Genomic DNA, 19463 nt, shown 5'->3' with positions numbered 1-19463 from the left:
CTGGGCAGACGTGTGCCCGCCGGCACCGGCTGGCCGATGACCTTGCGGAACGCGAGGCGAGCGGTCTGGCCGAGGCCCTTCGCGCCTTCGCTGTCCGCGCCGGGCACGGTGATCGTCAGGTTGTTGCCGTCTCGCACGACCTCGGCACCGGAGACACCGAGACCGTTGACGCGGACCTCGATGAGGTCACGTGCGCGGTTCAGCGCCTCCTCGCTCGGCTGGGCACCGTCTTCCTGACGCGCGGTCAGCGTGACGATGGTGCCGCCCTGGAGGTCGATACCGAGCTTGGGTTTGGCCGAACCGTTCCCGGTGAGGAACACCAGGGCGTAAAGCGCGACCACGATGAGGACAAAACTCGCCAAATACTTCGCAGGGCGAATTTGCCCGGCCGGAGGTGCCACGATCCGTCCGTCTCCTAGTAGCTATGGTTTCCGAGCGCGCAGCGTAACGCGCGCCGCGTGAGCTGGGCGTCACTACCTGGAGTCGGCGGATTTCACAGTTGCCAACTCCAGGGTGACGAGCCTCTTCGGTTACTTCTTGGCGTTGTGGTCCAGGGGCTCGGCGACCTGTGCGGCGGTCACCGGCTCCTCGTCCTCGTCCGCCTTCTCGTCGACGACGGTCTCGTCGGTGTCGACGACCTTCTCGCGAATGGCAGCGCGCAGCCACCGCGTGACGACACCCTCGGAGATCTCGATGTCGATGGTGGTGTCGTGGCTGGCGTCGGCGACGGTGCCGTACAGGCCGGACGTCGTCATCACCTTGTCACCGGGGGCGAGATCGTTCTGCAGCTTCTGCTGCTCGGCCATCGCGCGCTTCTGCTTGCGCGCGCTGAGGAACAGCGGCACGGCGAGCAGAACCAGCAGCAACGGGAACATCAAATTGCCAAGGTTGCCCATCATTCTCCGATCAAGTGGACATGCCTTGCTGTCGCACGTCCGATATGTCCAGGTGCTTTCACCGATTGTGCCAGGTCACCACAGTTGATCACCGGCGGGCGGTTCCAGCCCCAGGTGGTACCACGCCGCCGGCGTCGCCACTCGGCCGCGCGGTGTCCTGGCCAGCATGCCAGCCCGGACCAAATACGGTTCACACACCTCTTCGACCGTGGTCGGTTCCTCACCGACCGCGACCGCGAGGGTGGACACCCCGACCGGGCCCCCGTGGAAGCTCTTGACCAGGGCACTCAGGACCGCGCGGTCGAGCCGGTCGAGGCCGAGCTGGTCGACGTCGTAGACCTCGAGGGCCTGCTTCGCGATGTCCTCCGTCACCCTGCCGTCGGCCCTGACCTCTGCGAAGTCGCGGACTCGTCGCAGCAGGCGGTTCGCGATCCGGGGGGTGCCCCGGCTCCTGCCCGCGATCTCGATGGCGCCGTCGTCGTGGAGGTCGACGCCGAGGATCTTGGCGCTGCGCTTCACGATGAGGTCGAGCTCGTCGGCCGAGTAGAACTCCATGTGGCCGGTGAAGCCGAACCGGTCCCTGAGCGGGCCGGTGAGCGCTCCGGACCTCGTCGTGGCTCCTACCAGCGTGAACGGTGCGATGTCGAGCGGGATGCTGGTCGCTCCCGGGCCCTTGCCGACGACGACGTCGACGCGGAAATCCTCCATCGCGAGGTACAGCATCTCCTCGGCCGGGCGGGCCATGCGGTGGATCTCGTCGATGAACAGCACGTCGCCTTCGACCAGGTTGGACAGCATCGCCGCGAGGTCGCCCGCTCGTTCCAGCGCCGGGCCGCTGGTGATGCGGATGGCCGAGTCGAGCTCCTTGGCGATGATCATGGCCAAGCTGGTCTTGCCCAGGCCGGGAGGGCCGCTGAGCAGGACGTGGTCCGGCGCGGTGCCCCGTCGCATGGCGCCTTGGAGCACGAGTTCGAGCTGCTCTCGCACACGCTGCTGGCCGACGAACTCGTGCAGGTCGCGGGGCCGGAGGGTGGTTTCGACATCGCGCTCGGCCGACGCGGCGAAGGGGCTGAGCTCGTCCTCGGTCACTTGCGCCCCAGGGTCGCGAGCGCACGGCGCAGGACGGCGCTGGTGGACTGGTCGGGGTTCTCGGCGAGGACGCCGTCGACCGTGGTTTCCGCCGCCTTGGCGGGGAAACCGAGGCCGAGCAGCGCTTCAACGACGTGGTCGCGTGTCTTGCTGTGCGCGGGAGTCGTGGGCGTCGGGAGGGCGCCGACCTTGTCGCGGAGCTCGATGATGAGGCGTTCCGCGCCCTTCTTGCCGATGCCGGGGACCTGCGTCAGCACCGTGATGTTGCCTTCGGCGAGGGCGTGGCGGAGCTTGTCCGGTTCGAGGACGGCCAGGGTGGCGAGCGCGATCCTCGGCCCGATGCCGCTGACCGTCTGGAGCAGGCCGAACAGTTCACGGGCCTCGGCGTCGGCGAACCCGAACAGCGTGAGCGAGTCTTCGCGGACGACGAGGCTGGTGGAGATGCTGGTCTCCTCGCCGCGGCGGAGGGTCGCGAGCGTGCTCGGGGTCATCTGGACGGCGAACCCGACGCCGCCCACCTCGACGACGGCGTGGTCGAGGCCGACGTGCTGCACCTGGCCGCGCAGTGACGAGATCACCTGGTTCCTCCGGAGTTCACGAGCTGGACCTTAGTTCGTGCGCTTGGCGGCTTCGGCCAGCTTGGCCTTGTGCACGCGGGCCAGCTCCGCGGCCCGCGCCTGTGCCTCCTCCAGCCGTGACCGCATCGGTGCGCGCCAGTGGTGGCAGATGGCCAGAGCCAGCGCGTCCGCCGCGTCCGCCGGCTTCGGCGCCACCTTCAGCCCGAGCAGCTTGGTCACCATCGCCGTCACCTGCGCCTTGTCCGCGCGCCCCGACCCCGTGACCGCGGCCTTCACCTCGGACGGCGTGTGGAACTCGACATGCAGGTTCCGTTGCGCGGCAGCCAGAGCGATGACGCCCGAAGCCTGCGCGACGCCCATCGCCGTGCGGACGTTGTGCTGCGCGAAGACCCGTTCGATGGCCACGACCTGAGGCTCGTACCTGTCCAGCCACTCGCACACGCCCACGTACAGCTCGTGCAGTCGCACTGACAAAGGAGCATCAACGGGCGTGCGCAGGACACCGACGGCGACCGCGCGCACGGTCCGGCCAGGCCCGCCGTCGACCACGCCGAAGCCGCACCTGGTCAGACCGGGGTCGACCCCGAACACCCGCACAACAGCTCCCCGGATCGCCGAACGAACAACAGTTCGAACCATATCCGGTGCACCGAAGGGGGACCCGCACCGACACGGTTCGACAAGCCGAGGTCGCCATCACTACGGTGGTCGGGTTTCGATCACGGGAGATGCGGTGAAGCGGTTCTGGCTCGTTGTGGGGTGCGTCGGCACCTTCATGGCGGTCACCATCCTCACGGCCCTCGCCGCGCCCCGTGACGTCGGCATCGCGATCGACAAGGTCGTGCAGCTGGTGTTCGCCGTCGCGGCGCTCATCGCCTACGCGCGCCAACGCAATCGCTGGATGACGGCGGCGATGACGAGCCTGACCGTCGGGCTGTCCGCGTGGATCTGGGGTCAGCAGATCCTGGGCGTGCAGCTCCCGACGAGCACGATCGCGCCGCTCGGGTTCACGCTGGTGCCGGTCCTCTGCCTGGCCGCGCTGATCGTGAAGGCACAGCAACGCCGCGCGGACGACCTGCTGCCGAACTACCGCAGCCGCACGGTCGTCATCCTCGACGGGCTGATCGTGATCGGGTCGCTGTTCGTGCTGACGTGGGTGTCGGCGCTGGAGTCGCTGACCCGCGAGTGGGCCACGGAAGGTCCTGGTTTCGCCACAGTTGTCGCGCATCCCGCCGCCTACCTCGTGCTGCTGGTGGCGATCGTCGTGCTGTCGTGGACGCATCACTCCGTGCGTCAGTGGCCGATGCTGTTCGTGGCACTGGCCGGTGTCGCGCAGTCGTCGTCGGGCTGGGTGTTCGCGTTCTACATCTCGAAGGGCGTCACGGCGATCCCGGCGACGGCGGACATCGGGTTCATGCTGTGCCCCGCGTTCTTCCTCCTCAGCGCGCTGGCCCCGACCCGCGACCTGGAACCGACGTCCAGCCGCATGCGGACGGCGGACCTGCTGCACCTGTTCGTGCCGTACGTGCCGCTCGCGATCACCGGTCTCTTCATCATGTGGAACACCGCGACCGGCGGCCGCCTCAACCCGGTCGAGATCTACGTCGGGCTTGCGGTCGTGTGCCTCGTGATCGTGCGTCAGCTGCTCACGATGGTGGACAACGTCCGTCTGATGGACCAGCTGCGGGTGAGCCGCGAACAACTACGGCACGAGGCGACGCACGACCCGTTGACCGGCGTCGCGAACCGATCTTTGTTCCGGGAACGGCTTGATCGTGCGCTGGCGGTCAGGAGCCGCTCGCGGCCGTTGATCCTGCTGTTCATCGACGTGGACGGGTTCAAGGCGGTCAACGACAACAACGGGCACGCCGAGGGCGACATCGTTCTCCGCAACGTCGCGGCACGGCTGGAGAACAGCGTGCGGCCGGAGGACACCGTCGCGCGGCTCGGCGGTGACGAGTTCGGAGTGCTGGTCGACGGCGGGGACGCCGAGGAGATCGGCGCTCGCCTCCTGGCTGCTTTGGCTCACCCGCACGAAGTTCACGGCCGGGTGCATCGCGTGCATGCCAGCATCGGGGTGGCGCAACGGTTTTCGTACGATCCCTCGGCCACCGCCGACGACGTGCTGGGAGCCGCGGACGCCGCGATGTACACGGCGAAGCGGCTCGGCAAGGGCATGGTCGTCGTGCACGGTTCACCGCTTCCGGAGATGACGTGACCCCTGAGCAGTTGATCGCGGACCTCGGCATGCAGGAGCTTCCCGTCGAGGGCGGCTACTTCGCGCAGACCCACCGGTCCGACGAGGTGTCGGCGATCGCGTACCTGTTGCGCAAGCCCGACTTCTCCGGCATGCACGTGCTGGAGCACGTCGAGATCTACCACTTCCACGCCGGTTCGCCGTTGCGGATGTTGTTGCTGCATCCGGACGGTTCGGTCACGCAGCCGGTGTTGTGCGCCTCGAACCCGCAGGTGGTCGTGCCCGCGGGCGTGTGGCAGGGCAGCGCGCCGGCCGGTGAGTGGTCGTTGGTCGGCACGGTGGTGGTGCCGCCGTACACCGACGACATCGTTTCGTTCGGCCACGCCGACGACCTGTGTGCGCGTTATCCCTCTCACGCCGCGGAGATCAGGCCGTTCTGCCGTTTCTAGAATCTTTCGCCGCCTAGGATCTTCGGAATGGCGCTTGTCCCGCTCAACGGTATCGAGCTGAACGTCCAGACCGAGGGTTCCGGCGACCTGGTCGTGCTGGTGATGGGCACCGGCAGCCCCGGCCGCGTCTGGCGGAGCCACCAGGTGCCCGCGCTGGTCAAGGCGGGCTACCGCGTCGCGTACTTCGACAACCGGGGCATCAGGCCGTCGTCCGAGTGCGCGGACGGCTTCACGATCGACGACATGGTCGCCGACACCGCGGCGTTGATCTCGCACCTGGGCGGCCCCGCGCACGTGATCGGCACGTCCCTGGGCGCCCGCGTCACCCAGGAACTCGCGCTGGCCCACCCCTCACTGGTGCGGAGCGCGGTGATGATGGCGACCGCCGGCCGCTCTGAGCCGGTGTCGCAGGCGTGGTCGCGCGCCCGTTGCGACCTGTACGACAAGGGCGTCGACGTGCCGATCGAGTTCTACGCAGCGGCGGCGGTGACCCGAAACCTGTCGCCCGCGACGTTGGCCGACCCCCTCGTGGCCCGCGACTGGCTGCAGATGTACGAGTTCGCCGGCTCCTCTCTCAGCGCAGGCGAACGCGCCCAGCTCGCGCTGAGCGACTACGACCACCGCTTGGAGGCGTACCGCGCGATCGGGGTTCGCTCGCTGGTGATCGGGTTCGCGGACGACCTCGTCCTGCCACCCCGCCTGTCACGCGAGGTGGCGGACGCGATCCCCGGTGCCCGCTACGTCGAGGTCGCCGACTGCGGGCACATCGGGTACCTGGAGCGGCCGGACGAGATCAACCGGCTGCTCGTCGAGTTCATCGGTCGAGGCTGAACACGTCGGTCGTCTCGCCCTTCACGAGCAGGTCGACGTAGCCGCTCAGCACGTAGGTGCCGTGCGGTGTGCGTGCCGCCGTGGTCGGCGCGGTCTTCCAGTCGCGCTGGGACTTCACCTGCCACGTGCGGGTGTCCAGCACGGTCACGGCGTTCTTGCCGGGCGCGCTGAGGCTGTTGGTCACCACGGTCAGGCCCTGCGGGGTCAGCGTGAGGCCGTCCGCGCCCGGCAACTTGGGAGCGGGCAGTTCCTCGACCTTGTCGTGCGTGACCTTGAACAGCGTGCCGTTCGTGTAGTGGCCGGTGACGAGGAATCCCCTGGGGTCCCAGACGATTCCGTTGTTGCCGAACGACGCTCCACCCAGCCTCGCGTCCTTGGCGAACGGCGTGACGGTGCCGTCGCGGCCGACCTTCCAGATCGTGTCGCCCAGCGTGCCGGTGACGTAGGCGTTGCCCTGCAGGTCGACCGCCACGTCGTTGGCGCCGTTGGGGACGTCGACGAACTTGATCGCACGGCCGGTGCGCAGGTCGAAGATCCCGAGCCCGGACTGGCCGGGCACCGACCGTTCGCCGAAACCGATGTCCCCGTAGGCGACGAGGATCCGGCCGCGGTCCACCTGGATGCCGAAGGTGGACACCATCGGTGTGCCGGTGACCAGCGGCCGGACGTGGCCGTTCGTGCTGACCAGCGACACCGTGCCGTGGCGCAGCGAGCTGACCAGGAACTGGCCGCGGGTCCAATCCCACTGCACGCCCTCGGGGTGCAGTGACGGCGACGTGGCCTCGATGTGCCTCGGCGTGGCCGACGCCGTGCCCGTGACCAGCAGCAACGCCGCCAAGACTGCTAGCGCGATGCGCATTGCTTCCCTCCAGTAAGAGCACTGATTAGTATCAGGGTCCTGATAACTATCAATACTCTTACCACACTCCTACGATGGACGGATGCGCAGCGGTGATCGGATCGGCGGAGACATCAAGCGCGCCGAGCTCGAGCTGATGGCCGCGAAGTCGGCGGCGGTGAGGCCGGCGGGCCTGACCGTGCCGCAGTACTCGGCACTGCTGGCGCTGAGCGACCACCCCGGCGCACCCGCCGCGGAGCTGGCGCGGTTGTGCCTGGTCACGCCGCAGACGATGACGACGATCCTGCAGAACCTGGTCGCCATGGGGCTCGTGGACCGCACGCCGCACCAGTGGCAGCGCAACGTCCTGGAGAACCGGCTGACCGAGGCGGGCTACGCGAAGTTCCGCGAGGCCGACAAGGGCGCGGTCGCGGTGGAGCAGAAACTGGCGGACGCGTTCACCGAGGAGGAGCGCACGCAGTTGCGCGCGCTCCTGCAGCGGTGTTCAGCGGTGCTCAGCGATGGGCAGCCTGGCCGGTCGGCCTGATCAGGATCTCGTTCACGTCCACAGTGGACGGCTGCGAGACCGCGTAAAGCACAGCCCTGCCAACGTCTTCCGGTTCGAGCTTCGGATCGGCGGCCCTGGACGCCGGAATCGCGTCGGTGTCGACGAGTCCGGGTTGGACGACGGTCACCCGCACGCCCGTGCCCACCGCCTCGGCCCGAATCGCCTGAGCCAGCCCGGTGATCGCCCACTTCGTCGCCGAATACAGGTTGCCAGGCCGGACCCCGCGACCGGCCGCGGACCCGGTCAGCACCAGATGCCCGCCGGAACGAATCAGCGCGGGCATGGCCGCCCGAGCCGTGAACGCGGGACCGCACACGTTCGTGACGACCATGTCGGTCCATTCGGTCGGCTTCGCGCCCGCGTCCGAAACGAACGACGTGTCCACGGAGACGCCCGCGTTCGCGAAAACCACGTCGATCCGGCCCCACCGCGATTCCACCCGCGCCATGAGGTCGTGCACGGAATCCCATGAGGAAACGTCACATTTGGCGTCCCACCCGCGGTCCCCGACAGATTCTTCGGCCGAGCGCGAGCCCTGACCACGCGATAGCCCGCGTCCGCCGCCAGAGCGGCGGTCGCCGCCCCGATGCCGCGGGACGCGCCGGTCACCACGAAGACGTGTTCCATGATCGGAACCCTAGTCAGGGAACTGTCAGTGCCGCCTGTTTTGATATCCCGCATGACTTTGAACCGCAGGTCCGTGTTCGGGCTGGGAACCGTCGCGGCCGCGACGGCCGTGCTCGGCTCCAACGGTGCAGCACAAGCACAGGAAGACGCGGAGGTCGAGATCGAACGCTCCCCGACCACCGCGGACCGGTCACGCAAGCGCGTGGCGCAGATCTACCGGCGGCAGACCCGCAAGGCGCGGGGCACCTGGTCGTCGCTGATCACGATCGCCGACCTCGACGGCGCGGCGAAGGCCGCCGTCGACGAGAACGCGGACAAGGTCGTCGAGGCCTACAGCGTGAACAAGGTGGCGGTGGCCGTCGCCGTGCTGGACAAGGTGGACCGCGGGCTCATCAAGCTCGACCAGACGGTCACGGTGTCCGCCGGCATCGTCATCCAGGACACCGACGGCATCTTCGCGCTCGACGGCGCGTACCCGAGCGAGGTCACGGTCGGCCACGCGCTGGCGAACCTGCTCACCGTCTCGGACAACACCGCGGTCCGCCTGTGCGGCCTGGTCGTGCCCGCGCTGGAGCTCAACGAGATCCTGCGGTCCAAGGGCTTCGTGCACACCCAGGTCGTCCCGGTCACGAACCCGAACCGGTTCTTCCTCGGCACCACGACGGCGCGCGAGACGCACACGCTGCTGCAGAAGCTGGTCGACGGCCAGCTGCTGTCCGCCGCCTCCACCGCGTACCTGCTGAACATCCTGCGCGCGACGGCGAGCTTCACCGACGGTGTGCGGCTGAACCTCACGACGAACGAGCGTCTGCGCGTCGCGACGAAGGCCGGTTGGTTCGAGGACGGCCGCAACGAGGCGGGCATCATGTTCAGCGAGGACAACCGGGCGATCCTGGTCTACTCGATGTTCGCGTCCGGCCAGTTCGCCGGTGACAAGGCCGTGAACGACCAGGACTTCAGCACCACGCACCCGGCCGTCGCGGCCCGCGCGGAGCTCGGCCGGTCGATGTTCGACGCCGTCATCAAGATCACGACCACGAAGCCGAAACACCGTGCAAAGGTTTACAGGTTCGTCAACGGCGGCTGATTCCTGAGATTTATCTGAAAACTGGACCAAAGAGCACTCGTTTTCGGATATATACATACCAACGCCGGGGTCGGTCGTCGCCGCCGTCGACGACCGGCTTCCCCGCGTTGTCTACAGCGCCGGTTCCACAATGGAGTGGTACCTGCGCGAAACCTCCTCGATCACCTCGTCGAAGTCCGCCGCCCAGATGTCGGCGTTGAAGATCTCCACTTCGATGTCCCCCGAATAACCCGTCGCGGCGACGTGCCTGGTCAGCCGGTCGAGGTCGATATCGCCATCGCCGGGATAACCGCGCCCGAGCAACACGTCCGCGGGCACCGGGGTCAGCCAGTCGCACACCTGGTACGACGCGATGTGCGGCCCCGCGCGCACGATCTGCGCGTCGAGGTCGGGATCCCACCACACGTGCAGGGCGTCCACGACGACTCCGACAGAAGAGTGCTGCTCGGCGATGTCCAGCGCCTGCGACAACGTCGACAGCACGCCGCGATCCGCGCAGAACACCGGATGCATCGGTTCCAGCGCCAGGATCACGCCTGCTTCCGCCGCGTACACCGACAGTTCCGCGATGGCGTCCTTGACGCGTTGACGTGCACCGATCAGATCTTTGTCGCCTGCCACTCCTCCGACGACCATGACCAGCGTGTCGGTGCGCAGCGCGGCTGCTTCGTCGATCGCGCGGCGGTTGTCGTCCAGGGCGGCCCGGTTGTCGACCGCGGTCAGGAACCCGCCGCGACACAACGAGGACACGCGCAGGCCCGCGTCCGCGACGAGCTTCGCGGTGCGCTCCAGGCCATGGTCCGCGACGGGTTCGCGCCACAGGCCGATCGAGGAGATGCCGTGCCGGACGCAGCCCTCGACGGCTTCGACGACCGTCGCGCGTTTGATCGTGGCCTGGTTCAGCGAGAGGCGAGCCATTGCTGCCACCGCCGTTCCGCGAATTCCGGTTCGATCACGCCGGCGATCTCCGCCAGCCGCTTCGCCTCGGCCAGGTGCTCGACGCTGCGCGCGGATTCCAGGCCGTCGAGCAGCACGAACCGTTCCTGATGCCCGGCCAGCCACGCCAGGAACACGACACCGGTCTTGTAGTAATAGGTCGGCGCGCTGAACAGGTGGCGCGACAACGGAACCGTGGGCGCCATGATCCGGTGGAACTCGTCGGTGTCCCCCTCCGCCAACTGGCGAAGCGCCTTGGCCGCCACCGGCGCGATCGGGTCGAAGATGCCGAGCAGCGCGTGGCTGTACCCCTCGGAGTCGCCCGCGATCAGGTCCGGGTAGTTGAAGTCGTCGCCGGTGTAGCAGCGGACTCCTGCCGGAAGCCTGCGGCGCAGGCCGATCTCGTGGCCGGCGTCGAGCAGCGAGACCTTCACGCCGTCGACCTTGTCCGGGCGGCCCGCGATGATCGTCAGGAAGTTGTCGGTGGCCTGGCCGACCTCGGTGGCGCCCCAGTAGCCCGCCAGCGCCGGGTCGAACGCCGTGCCGAGCCAGTGCAGGATCACCGGTTCGCTGACGCGGTCGAGCAACGTGCCGTAGACCTTCTCGTAGTCCTCGGGGCCACGCGCGCACGCCGCGAGCTGACGCGAACACATCAGCACGGGCTGTGCGCCCGCCTCCTGCACGACGTCCAGCTGCTCCAGGTACGCCTTCAGCACATCGTCCAGACCGACCTCACCCGTGAGGTGGTCGGTCGCGACGCCCGCGCAGATCCGCCCGGTCTTCTCGGCGGCACTGCGGCGGATCAGCTCGGCGGCGGTCGGCCAGTCCAGGCCCATGCCGCGCTGCGCGGTGTCCATCGCCTCCGCGACGCCGAGACCGTGCGACCAGAGGTGGTGCCGGAACGCCAGGGTGGCGTCCCAGTCGACCGTGCGTTCGTCTTCGGCGACAACGTGTGCCGCGGCGAACACGACGCGATTGAACTGGTCTTGGCTAGACATCCGCGATCTCCACCCTGCGACCCTCCGAAGAGGACTGCAGTCCGGCGGCGGCCAGCGCGACACCCCGTGCCCCGGCGCGGAAGTCGTGCGGGAACGGCGTGCCCTGGTAGACGTGCCGCAGGAACTCCGCCCACTGCACCTTGAAGCCGTTGTCGAACTCCTCGTTGTCCGGCACCTGCTGCCACTGCTCGCGGAACGGGTGCGTGACCGGGAGATCCGGGTTCCAGACCGGCTTCGGCGTGACGGCGCGGGGCTGCACGAAGCATTCGCGCAGCCCCGCGACCGCACTCCCCTCGGTGCCGTCCACTTGGAACTCGACGAGCTCGTCGCGGCGCACGCGCACGCACCAGGACGAGTTGATCTGGGCGATGACGCCGCCCGCGATCTCGAAAATGCCGTACGCCGCGTCGTCCGCGGTCGCCGCGTAGGCGTTGTTCTGCTCGTCCCAGCGCTGCGGAATGTGCGTGACGGCCTTCGCCGTGACGGCCTCGACGCGGCCGAAGAGGTCGTGGAGCAGGTAGCTCCAGTGGCAGAACATGTCCGAGACGATGCCGCCGCCGTCCTCGAGCCGGTAGTTCCAGCTCGGGCGCTGCGCGGGCTGCCAGTCGCCCTCGAAGACCCAGTAACCGAACTCGCCGCGCACGCTCAGGATCCGGCCGAAGAAGCCGCCGTCGACCAGCCGCTTGAGCTTGCGGATGCCGGGCAGGTACAGCTTGTCGGCCACGACACCGTGCTTCACGCCCTTCGCGTCGGCCAGGCGCGCGAGCTGGAGCGCTTCCTCGACCGTCTCGCTGACCGGCTTCTCGGTGTAGACATGCTTGCCGGCGTCGATGGCCTTGGTGATCGATTCGACGTGCTTCGACGTCACCTGCGAATCGAAGTAGATCTCCACCGACGGGTCGGTGAGCGCCGCGTCGAGGTCGGTCGTCCAATGCGCGAGGTCGTGGCGCTCGGCGATCTCCTTGAGCTTGTCGGCGTTGCGGCCCACGAGGACCGGTTCCACCTTCAGCACGGTCCCGTCCTGCAACCGCACGCCCTCGTCGCGCAACGGGAGAAGGGACCGGACCAAGTGCTGGCGATGTCCCATCCGCCCGGTGACGCCGTTGACCGCGACCCCGATGGTCCGAACCGCCATCGCACCTCCCTGGTAGCAGCGCTGGAAAGCGCTTTCCCGCCACGCTAATCGCGGCACTTGACGGCCGTCAACCTCCGCGCGAGTTAGTCTCAGCGCTCACATGCACGTTGACGGAGGTGGTCGTGTCCGCCCGACAGGTGACGCTCGCCGAGGTGGCGAAGCAGGCGGGTGTGTCGTTGGCGACCGCTTCTCGCGTGCTCAACGGCAGCACGCGGCAGGTGAGCGAGGAGCTGAGCGACCGCGTCCTGCGCACCGCGGAGGAGCTCGGCTACGTGCCGAACGCCTCCGCGCAGGCGCTGGCCCGCAACTCGAGCTCGCTCGTCGGGCTGGTGGTCCACGACATCACCGACCCGTACTTCTCCTGCATCGCCGCCGGCGTGACGCGGGTGGCGGAGGAGGCAGGGCTCGTCGTCGTTCTCGGCACGACCGGGCGCCGTCCGGAGCGTGAGGTGGAGCTGCTGTCCACCCTGCGCGCGCATCGGGCCCGCGCGGTCGTTCTGGCCGGTTCGCGGACGACCGACCGCGCGGCGCAGTCCCGGCTGGCTGCGGAGATCGACGCGTTCACCGAGCAGGGCGGGCGTGTCGCGTGCGTGTCGCAGGCGAAGCTCGGCACCGACACCGTCGTTCCGGGAAACCGGGCGGGAGCGCGCGCGCTGGCTCGCTCGCTGGCCGAACTCGGGCACAAGAGGTTCGCCGTGCTGGGTGGGCCCGCCGAACTCGTGGTGGCCCGCGACCGGCTCGCGGGGTTCAAGGCGGGACTCGCCGACGCCGGGATCGCGCCGCCCGTGGTGATCAACGGCGCGTTCACCCGTGACGGCGGGTACGAGGCCGCGCTGGAGCTGCTGACGTCGAAGTCGCGCGCCACCTGCGTGTTCGCCGTGACCGACGTGATGGCGATGGGCGCCATGGCCGCATTGCGCGAACGTGGTGTGCGCGTGCCGGAGGACATGTCGATCGCCGGGTTCGACGACATTCCCACCCTGCGCGACACGGTGCCCGCGCTGTCGACCGTGCGGCTGCCGCTGGAGCACATGGGCGAGCTCGCCGCGGGCCTGGTGCTGGACGCGGGCGGTGACGAGGCACGCACTGTCCGCGTGGCGGGCGAGGTGGTGCTCAGGGCCAGCACTGCCCACAATTAGACTCATCTGGCTGTTCACGTACTTAGTCATGAGGAGTTGAGCCGTCCCCATGGGGTCTGGCCCCGGCTGGCATACCAACCCGGTCCCTTGTTCCTGCAGTTCAGGAGCGCGTAGGTGACCGGAATCCTTCTGAGCGTGCTCGGTCTGCTCGCCGTCGTGGCGCTGACCGCCGGCACCTTCATCGCGGTGGCGGCGGAGTTCTCGCTGACCGCATTGGAACGAAGCACCGTCGAGCGTCACGTCGCCGACGTGGGCGACGCGAAGGCGCGGACCATCGACCGTGCGCATCGCACTCTCTCGTTCCAGCTCTCCGGCGCACAGCTCGCCATCACGGTGACCACGCTGATCACCGGTTACATCGCGGAGCCCGCGATCGCCTCCCTGATCGAGCCAGGACTTACGTCACTGGGCGTGCCGTTGTCGGTGGCCGGCGGTCTGTCGCTGGCACTGGCGCTGGCGATCGCCACGGCGTTGTCGATGGTGTTCGGCGAGCTCGTGCCCAAGAACCTGGCGATCGCGAAGCCGCTGGCGACCGCCCGCGGCGTGGTCGGGATCCAGGCGGGGTTCTCCACCGTGTTCCGCTGGCTGATCAACGGGATGAACAACTCGGCGAACTGGCTGGTCCGGCGTTTCGGCGTCGAGCCGGTCGAGGAGCTGGCCTCCGCCAGGTCGCCGGAGGAGCTCGGTGCCCTGGTGCGGTCGTCGGCCGAGCACGGCACGTTGGACCGGAGCACCGCGGCGCTGCTGGACCGGTCGCTGCGCTTCGGCGACCGGACCGCCGGCGAGCTGATGACGCCGCGCGTGCGCGTGGAGGCCCTGCGGGCCGACGCGACGGTGGCGGATCTCGTGCTGAAGGCCAGAGAGACCGGGTTCTCGCGGTTCCCGGTGCACGACGGGTCGTTGGACGAGGTGCGCGGGATGGTGCACGTGAAGCAGGCGTTCGCGGTGCCTTCTTCTCTGCGCGGGACGACTCCTCTGTCGGCGTTGACGAGGCCGGTGTACTCGGTGCCCGAGACGTTGGAGGGCGACGCCCTGCTGGACCGGCTGAGGGCTTCCGGGCTGCAGTCGGCGCTGGTTGTCGACGAGTACGGCGGCACAGCGGGTCTGGTGACGCTGGAGGACGTCGTCGAGGAGATCGTCGGCGACGTGCGCGACGAGCACGACCGCGGCGAGGCGCCGCCGGTGCGGTCGCTGGGCAAGGACAGCTGGCTCGTGTCGGGTCTGCTGCGGGACGACGAGGTGGCCGAGGCGACCGGGTTCCGCATGCCTGAGGGCGACTACGAGACGCTGGCCGGCCTGGTTCTGGCACGTCTCGGGCGGATCCCCGACGTCGGCGACGAGATCAGGGTCGACGGGTGGCGGGTGACCGTCATGCGGATGGACAAGCACCGCGTGGCCGAGCTGCGGGTGGTGTCGTCGTGAACTTCCTCATCGTCGTGTTCTTGCTGGCGGGCAACGCCTTCTTCGTCGGTGCCGAGTTCGCGGTGATCACCGCGCGCCGGGACAGGCTGGAGGCGTTGGCGTACAAGGGTTCCGCGCGAGCCCGCACCGCGATCAAGGCGTCGCAGGAGCTGCCGTTGCTGATCGCGGGCGCGCAGCTGGGCATCACGCTGTGCTCGTTGGGACTGGGCGCGATCGCCGAACCCGCTCTGGCAGCCGTCATCGAGGGGCCCCTCGGCGCCGTTGGGCTGCCGTTGGCCGTGGTGCACGGTGTGGCGTTCGCGGTGGCTCTGGTCATCGTCGTCGCGCTGCACACGATCCTGGGCGAGATGGTGCCGAAGAACCTCGCCATCGCCGGTCCTGAGCGTGCCGCGGTGTGGCTCGTGCCGGTGCACTACGGGTTCTCGCGGATGATCGCGCCGGTGCTGGCCCTGTTCACCGCCGTCGGCCGATGGGTGCTGCGCCGCTTCGGCGTGGAGCCCGTCGACGAGCTGGAGTCGGCTTACACCCCCGACGAGCTGGCGTTGCTGATCGGCCAGTCGCGTTCCGAGGGGTTGCTGGAGGACTCAGAGCACCGGCGGCTGCGGCAGACGTTGTCCTCGGCCGAACGCACGGTGGCCGACGTCGTGGTGCCGTTGAACCGGCTGACGACGGTGTCCGCTTCGCCGACCGTCGGCGAGATCGAGGCCGCCGTCGCGGCGACCGGGTTCTCGCGCTTCCCTGTGCTGTCCGATGTCGGGCTGATCGGGTATCTGCACGTCAAGGACGTGCTGGACCTGGAAGGCGCGGAGACTTCCGTGCCGCGTGATCGGGTGCGCGGACTGCCAGAGGTGCCCGTGGACGCCCGTCTGGACGAGGCCCTGACCGCGTTGCGCAGGGCGCAGTCACACCTCGCGCGCGCGGTCGGTGCTGACGGTGCCGTGCAGGGTGTCGTGGCGTTGGAGGACCTGTTGGAGGAGTACGTGGGCACCGTGCGGGACGGCACCCACGTGCGCTGGGTCTAGAGATGGCAGTGGTGCTGGGAGCAGGAGAGCTCGAGGTCGACCTGCCCCGCCTGGCCTCGGAGCTGACGGCGGCACTGCGGGCCGGACCGGCGGAACCGGGTCAGCGGGTGCGCGCGCAGGTCACCCCGGACGTCACGGCGATGGTGCTGATGCCGGGACTGGCGGCGGGCATCCCGGCCTACACGGTGAAGGTGCACGCCAAGAACCCGAACCGCTCCCCCGCCATCACCGGCGTGATCTGCCTGCACGACCTGGCGACCGGTGATCTGCTGGCCCTGATCGACAGCTCCCACCTCACCGCGCTGCGCACCGGACTCGGCGGTGCTCTAGGAGCCCACCTGCTGGCACGCCCCGACGCCCGGCACGTGACGGTGATCGGTGCCGGGGCTCAGGGCCGTGCGCAACTGCAGGCGCTCGCCGCGCTCCGGCCGATCGAGTCGGTGCTGGTGCGGGACACCGATCCCGCGGCGGCGCGGAAGTTCGCCGCGTGGGCGGAGGAGCTCGGCATCAGGGCGTCCGGAGCCGCCGAGGGCGAGATCGTCCTGATGGCGACGTGGTCCAGAGTGCCTGTGCTGCACGAGGTCTCGCCCGGCACCCACATCACGAGCCTCGGCGCCGACGAGCCGGGCAAGGTGGAGCTCGCGCCGGGGATCCTCGACAGCGCCCTGGTCGTGGTGGACGATCCGGGACTGGCGCACGTCGCGGCGGACACGACGATCGGCGCGGTGCTGCGCGGGGAGCATCCCGGGCGGACCGGTGCGGACCAGGTCACCGTGTACAGCCCCGCCGGGTTGCCGATGCAGGACCTGGTGATCGCGTGGCACGTCTACCGCAACGCGCGCCGGAAGTCGCCGGCTGTGTTCGACATCGGGGTGAGTCAGCGGTACGAGTCTCGCTGAGCCGGTATGTGACTCCCCGAGGCCCGTCGACATCCGTGTCGCTCGTTCGACTTCTGGGTGACGGACACACACAGGGAGGCACAGAAAATGGGCAAGGTCTACACGGGCGCCAGCACCTCGATCGACGGCTACGTCTCCGGCCCGGAGTTCTCCGGCTTCGACAAGCTTTTCCGCTGGTACGAGGCCGGCGACGTGGCGTTCACGGTGCCGACGGGCGCGATGACGTTCAGCCTGACGCCGGCCAGCGCCGCCCACTTCAGCGGGCTGATCCAGTCGACCGGCGCGCTGGTGGTGGGACGCAAGCTCTACGACTTCACCAACGGCTGGGGCGGCCAGCACCCGTTGGGCGTGCACACCGTCGTGCTCACCCACCGGCCGTTGGAGGACAACGAGCACTTCACGTTCTGCAGCGAAGGCATCGAGAAGGCGATCGAGATCGCCCAGGCGAAGGCGGGCGACAAGGGCGTCGGCCTGAACTCCGGCGAGGTCGCGCGGCAGGCCATCGACGCGGGGCTGCTGGACGAGATCTTCCTCGACCTGGTGCCGGTGATCCTCGGTGGAGGCACGCCGTTCTTCGCGCCCGGCAAGGGATACGAGCTGGAGGGGCCGATTTCCGTCGTGGAGAGCATCTCGGTGACGCACCTGCGCTACAAAGTCAAGTATGAGGCTTCGGAAGGTGCGTGACGCCGACGCGGCGGAGTTGCTGCGGGTCGTCAGGGAGTCGCTCGCGCATCTGCGACCGTGGGCGTCGTGGGCCACCGACGACTACGACTCTTCCAGCGTCGCCGGGTTTCTCACCGCGTCGGCGGACGGCTGGGAGAGCGGAACGCTGTTCAACCACGCCATCATCGTCGATGACGCGATCGTCGGCATGGCCGGCGCGGACCGCACCGGCCACCCCGACCTCGTGGAGATCGGCTACTGGTTGCATCCCGCGCACACCGGCCGCGGCCACGCCACGGCCGCAGCCGCGGAACTGGTCGAGTTCGCCTTCGCGCTGGACGGCGTGCACAGAGTGCAGATCTGGCACGACGAAGCCAACATCGCGAGCGGCGGCGTGCCGCGGCGCCTCGGGTTCACCGAGATCGGCCGTCGCACGCCGCCGCGCGAACCCGCGTTCGGCAGCCGCGTGGGGGTGGACGTGGTGTGGGAGCTTGCCCGGTGAGCGGCTAGGGGACGATCTCCAGCTGCGCCATCATGCCGATCCACGAGTGTTCGAGGAAGTGGCAGTGGTAGACGTAGCGGCCGGTGTAGCCGGTGAAGGTCGCCTGCACCTTCACCGTCTCCCCCGCCGTGATCGGGATGGTGTCCTTGAGGCCCGCGTCGCTGGGCAGGGGCGGGCCGCCGTTGCGTTCCAGCACGCGGAACTGCACCAGGTGCAGGTGGAAGTTGTGCTTGACGCCGGTCGGGTCGGAACTCTTGATGAGCCAGGTCTCGGTGGCGCCGCGTTTGACGGTGAAGTCGACGCGGTCCATGTCGAAGACCTTGCCGTTGATCACGCCGTCCGGCCGCTCGTTGGGCTTGAAGACGAACGCCAGGTCGACCTCGCGATCCACTGTGGAGAGTGGCAGCGCCGGCAGCAGACGCAGGACGGCGGGCACGCGGCTCGGGTCAGAGGCGCGGCGGACCACGTCGAAGCGGAGGATCTCGCCGCCCACCTCGTCGGTCAGGACGACGTGGGAACCGACCGGGTACTTCGAGAAGTCGATGACGACGTCGGCGCGTTCCGCTGAGGAGAGGGTCAGTTCCTCCGCCTCCATCGAGTTGGCGAACAGGCCGCCGTCGGAGCCGATGCGGGTGAACCTGTCGCCGGTCAGCCTGAGCTTGAAGACGCGCTGGTTGGCGGTGTTGATCAGACGGAAGCGGTACTTGCGGGCGGCGACCTCGAAGTAGGGCTGGGGCACGCCGTTCGCGAGCACGACCGTGCGTTTGGACGGGTCGTCGAAGACCACGATGTTGCCGCTGTCGTCGAACTGGATGTCGCGCAGCATGATCGGGACGTCGTAGGCGCCGGACGGCAGGTTCAGCCCGCGTTCGGAGTCGTCGTCGATCACGTAGGCACCGTGCAGTCCTAAGTAGACGTGCTGCGCCTCGGTGCCGTGGCTGTGGTCGTGGTACCAGAGCGTCGTGCCCTGCTGGGAGTTCGGGTAGAGGTAGAGACGGGTGCGGCCGGGATCGACGAGGTCCTTCGGGTGACCGTCGTGCTCGGCTGGCACGTGGCCGCCGTGCAGGTGGACGTTGGCGGCCTCGTCCATCTTGTTCTGGACCATGATCAGGGTCTTGCGGCCCGTCTTCGCCCTGATCGTCGGGCCGACGAACTGACCGCCGAAGCCCAGGACCGGCGACCGCAGGCCGGGCAGGATCTCGGCGGTCGTGCGTTCGATCGAGAGCTGGTAGATCTCCTGCTTCGGTGTGGACACCAGTGGTTTGAGCACGGGCGGCACGGGCATCGGGCGTGTCCACGGCACTATCTCCGGTCTGGGACCGGACAACGTCTTCGACTCCTGGAACGTGTGCTCGCCGTGCGTCGAGCCCTCATGACCTTCTGCCGGTGCGAGCAGCTTCGGCACGCCGAACACGCCGGCCGCGATTCCTCCCGCGGCGAGCACACCTCGTCTGTTGAGCATCGCTGTTCCCCTAAGCGCCCCAAGGCGGAGGCGATCGTGAGAACGCTCCCGCGGCGGTGTGGATGCGGCGGAAACCTACGCCGGGCGCTCAGGGGGAACACCTAGTTCCGAGACCGGCTCATGTG

The 19463-nt window shown here is 68.7% G+C and carries 20 protein-coding genes and 2 pseudogenes; 11 read left to right on the top strand and 11 right to left on the bottom strand.

Annotated features, from left to right (window positions below; translation table 11 throughout):
* The 5 genes and pseudogenes from FXN61_RS17860 to ruvC form a co-directional block, all read right to left on the bottom strand.
* Nucleotides 1–401, bottom strand: a pseudogene (locus FXN61_RS17860) (protein translocase subunit SecD); the annotation flags it as partial.
* A gap of 129 nt (nucleotides 402–530) precedes the next feature.
* The gene (gene yajC, locus FXN61_RS17855; RefSeq protein WP_167975205.1) at nucleotides 531–875 is read right to left on the bottom strand and encodes a preprotein translocase subunit YajC; all 345 of its coding nucleotides are present in this window, start codon (nucleotides 873–875) and stop codon (nucleotides 531–533) included.
* Nucleotides 876–971: 96 nt separating this feature from the next.
* A complete protein-coding gene (ruvB, locus tag FXN61_RS17850; RefSeq protein ID WP_167975199.1) occupies nucleotides 972–1985 on the bottom strand; it encodes a Holliday junction branch migration DNA helicase RuvB in 1014 nt (337 codons plus the stop codon).
* Nucleotides 1982–2563, bottom strand: coding sequence for a Holliday junction branch migration protein RuvA (gene ruvA, locus FXN61_RS17845; RefSeq protein WP_167975198.1), 582 nt, complete (start codon nucleotides 2561–2563; stop codon nucleotides 1982–1984). Before ruvA ends, ruvB begins: the two co-directional genes overlap by 4 nt.
* 30 nt (nucleotides 2564–2593) lie before the next feature.
* Nucleotides 2594–3160, bottom strand: coding sequence for a crossover junction endodeoxyribonuclease RuvC (gene ruvC / locus FXN61_RS17840; RefSeq protein WP_167975197.1), 567 nt, complete (start codon nucleotides 3158–3160; stop codon nucleotides 2594–2596).
* 136 nt (nucleotides 3161–3296) lie between these two features.
* Between ruvC and FXN61_RS17835 the strand changes: the two genes are divergently transcribed.
* From FXN61_RS17835 to FXN61_RS17825, 3 genes are read left to right on the top strand one after another with little or no spacing between them, the layout of a single operon-like run.
* Nucleotides 3297–4781: a diguanylate cyclase domain-containing protein gene (locus FXN61_RS17835; RefSeq protein ID WP_312877814.1), complete on the top strand. Its 1485-nt coding sequence runs from the start codon at nucleotides 3297–3299 to the stop codon at nucleotides 4779–4781.
* The gene (locus tag FXN61_RS17830) at nucleotides 4778–5209 is read left to right on the top strand and encodes a cupin domain-containing protein (protein WP_167975196.1); all 432 of its coding nucleotides are present in this window, start codon (nucleotides 4778–4780) and stop codon (nucleotides 5207–5209) included. Before FXN61_RS17835 ends, FXN61_RS17830 begins: the two co-directional genes overlap by 4 nt.
* A gap of 27 nt (nucleotides 5210–5236) precedes the next feature.
* Entirely contained in the window at nucleotides 5237–6040 is an 804-nt protein-coding gene (locus tag FXN61_RS17825) for an alpha/beta fold hydrolase (protein WP_167975195.1), read from the top strand.
* On the opposite strand, the gene FXN61_RS17820 is transcribed toward FXN61_RS17825, so the two are convergent.
* Nucleotides 6024–6899, bottom strand: a complete 876-nt coding sequence (locus FXN61_RS17820; RefSeq protein WP_167975194.1) for an SMP-30/gluconolactonase/LRE family protein — start codon at nucleotides 6897–6899, stop codon at nucleotides 6024–6026. The two genes, FXN61_RS17825 and FXN61_RS17820, sit on opposite strands and share 17 nt — an antisense overlap.
* An 82-nt stretch (nucleotides 6900–6981) precedes the next feature.
* Here FXN61_RS17820 and FXN61_RS17815 point away from each other — a divergent pair, with 82 nt between their 5' ends.
* Entirely contained in the window at nucleotides 6982–7425 is a 444-nt protein-coding gene (locus FXN61_RS17815) for a MarR family winged helix-turn-helix transcriptional regulator (RefSeq protein WP_167975193.1), read from the top strand.
* Here the strand turns inward: FXN61_RS17815 and FXN61_RS17810 are convergent.
* A pseudogene (locus FXN61_RS17810) lies at nucleotides 7394–8076 on the bottom strand (SDR family oxidoreductase). The gene FXN61_RS17815 and the pseudogene FXN61_RS17810 overlap by 32 nt on opposite strands.
* A gap of 49 nt (nucleotides 8077–8125) precedes the next feature.
* On the opposite strand from FXN61_RS17810, the gene FXN61_RS17805 reads away from it, so the two are divergent.
* Nucleotides 8126–9160, top strand: a complete 1035-nt coding sequence (locus FXN61_RS17805; RefSeq protein ID WP_167975192.1) for a serine hydrolase — start codon at nucleotides 8126–8128, stop codon at nucleotides 9158–9160.
* Between the two features lie 111 nt (nucleotides 9161–9271).
* Here the strand turns inward: FXN61_RS17805 and FXN61_RS17800 are convergent, their stop codons facing one another.
* The 3 genes from FXN61_RS17800 to FXN61_RS17790 are packed head-to-tail and all read right to left on the bottom strand — an operon-like array spanning nucleotide 9272 to nucleotide 12229.
* Nucleotides 9272–10078 carry a sugar phosphate isomerase/epimerase family protein gene (locus FXN61_RS17800; protein ID WP_167975191.1) on the bottom strand — a complete coding sequence of 269 codons (807 nt, stop codon included), beginning with the start codon at nucleotides 10076–10078 and terminating at the stop codon, nucleotides 9272–9274.
* Nucleotides 10060–11094 carry a dihydrodipicolinate synthase family protein gene (locus tag FXN61_RS17795; protein ID WP_167975190.1) on the bottom strand — a complete coding sequence of 345 codons (1035 nt, stop codon included), beginning with the start codon at nucleotides 11092–11094 and terminating at the stop codon, nucleotides 10060–10062. Before FXN61_RS17795 ends, FXN61_RS17800 begins: the two co-directional genes overlap by 19 nt.
* Nucleotides 11087–12229: a Gfo/Idh/MocA family protein gene (locus tag FXN61_RS17790; protein WP_167975189.1), complete on the bottom strand. Its 1143-nt coding sequence runs from the start codon at nucleotides 12227–12229 to the stop codon at nucleotides 11087–11089. The genes FXN61_RS17795 and FXN61_RS17790 overlap by 8 nt, the downstream gene beginning before the upstream one ends.
* 122 nt (nucleotides 12230–12351) lie before the next feature.
* Here FXN61_RS17790 and FXN61_RS17785 point away from each other — a divergent pair, with 122 nt between their 5' ends.
* The 6 genes from FXN61_RS17785 to FXN61_RS17760 all read left to right on the top strand — a co-directional run bounded on the left by FXN61_RS17785 (nucleotide 12352) and on the right by FXN61_RS17760 (nucleotide 17876).
* Entirely contained in the window at nucleotides 12352–13368 is a 1017-nt protein-coding gene (locus tag FXN61_RS17785) for a LacI family DNA-binding transcriptional regulator (RefSeq protein WP_167975188.1), read from the top strand.
* A 114-nt stretch (nucleotides 13369–13482) separates the two neighbouring features.
* Nucleotides 13483–14790 carry a hemolysin family protein gene (locus tag FXN61_RS17780; protein WP_167975187.1) on the top strand — a complete coding sequence of 436 codons (1308 nt, stop codon included), beginning with the start codon at nucleotides 13483–13485 and terminating at the stop codon, nucleotides 14788–14790.
* Entirely contained in the window at nucleotides 14787–15812 is a 1026-nt protein-coding gene (locus FXN61_RS17775; RefSeq protein WP_167975186.1) for a hemolysin family protein, read from the top strand. The genes FXN61_RS17780 and FXN61_RS17775 overlap by 4 nt, the downstream gene beginning before the upstream one ends.
* Nucleotides 15813–15814: 2 nt before the next feature.
* Nucleotides 15815–16711: an ornithine cyclodeaminase family protein gene (locus tag FXN61_RS17770; RefSeq protein ID WP_167975185.1), complete on the top strand. Its 897-nt coding sequence runs from the start codon at nucleotides 15815–15817 to the stop codon at nucleotides 16709–16711.
* An 87-nt stretch (nucleotides 16712–16798) separates the two neighbouring features.
* Nucleotides 16799–17395 (top strand): dihydrofolate reductase family protein, encoded by a 597-nt coding sequence (locus tag FXN61_RS17765; protein ID WP_167975184.1) that lies wholly within the window; start codon nucleotides 16799–16801, stop codon nucleotides 17393–17395.
* Nucleotides 17373–17876 (top strand): GNAT family N-acetyltransferase, encoded by a 504-nt coding sequence (locus FXN61_RS17760; protein WP_167975183.1) that lies wholly within the window; start codon nucleotides 17373–17375, stop codon nucleotides 17874–17876. Before FXN61_RS17765 ends, FXN61_RS17760 begins: the two co-directional genes overlap by 23 nt.
* Nucleotides 17877–17880: 4 nt before the next feature.
* On the opposite strand, the gene FXN61_RS17755 is transcribed toward FXN61_RS17760, so the two are convergent.
* A complete protein-coding gene (locus FXN61_RS17755; protein WP_167975182.1) occupies nucleotides 17881–19338 on the bottom strand; it encodes a multicopper oxidase family protein in 1458 nt (485 codons plus the stop codon).
* Between the last annotated feature and the right edge of the window lie 125 nt (nucleotides 19339–19463).

Origin of the sequence: Lentzea indica, from assembly GCF_012184385.1 — a bacterium.
In the GTDB taxonomy this organism is placed as follows: Bacteria; Actinomycetota; Actinomycetes; order Mycobacteriales; family Pseudonocardiaceae; genus Lentzea; species Lentzea indica.
The sequence above is the reverse complement of the archived record's forward strand: the minus strand, read 5'-3'. Positions and strand labels throughout refer to the sequence as shown.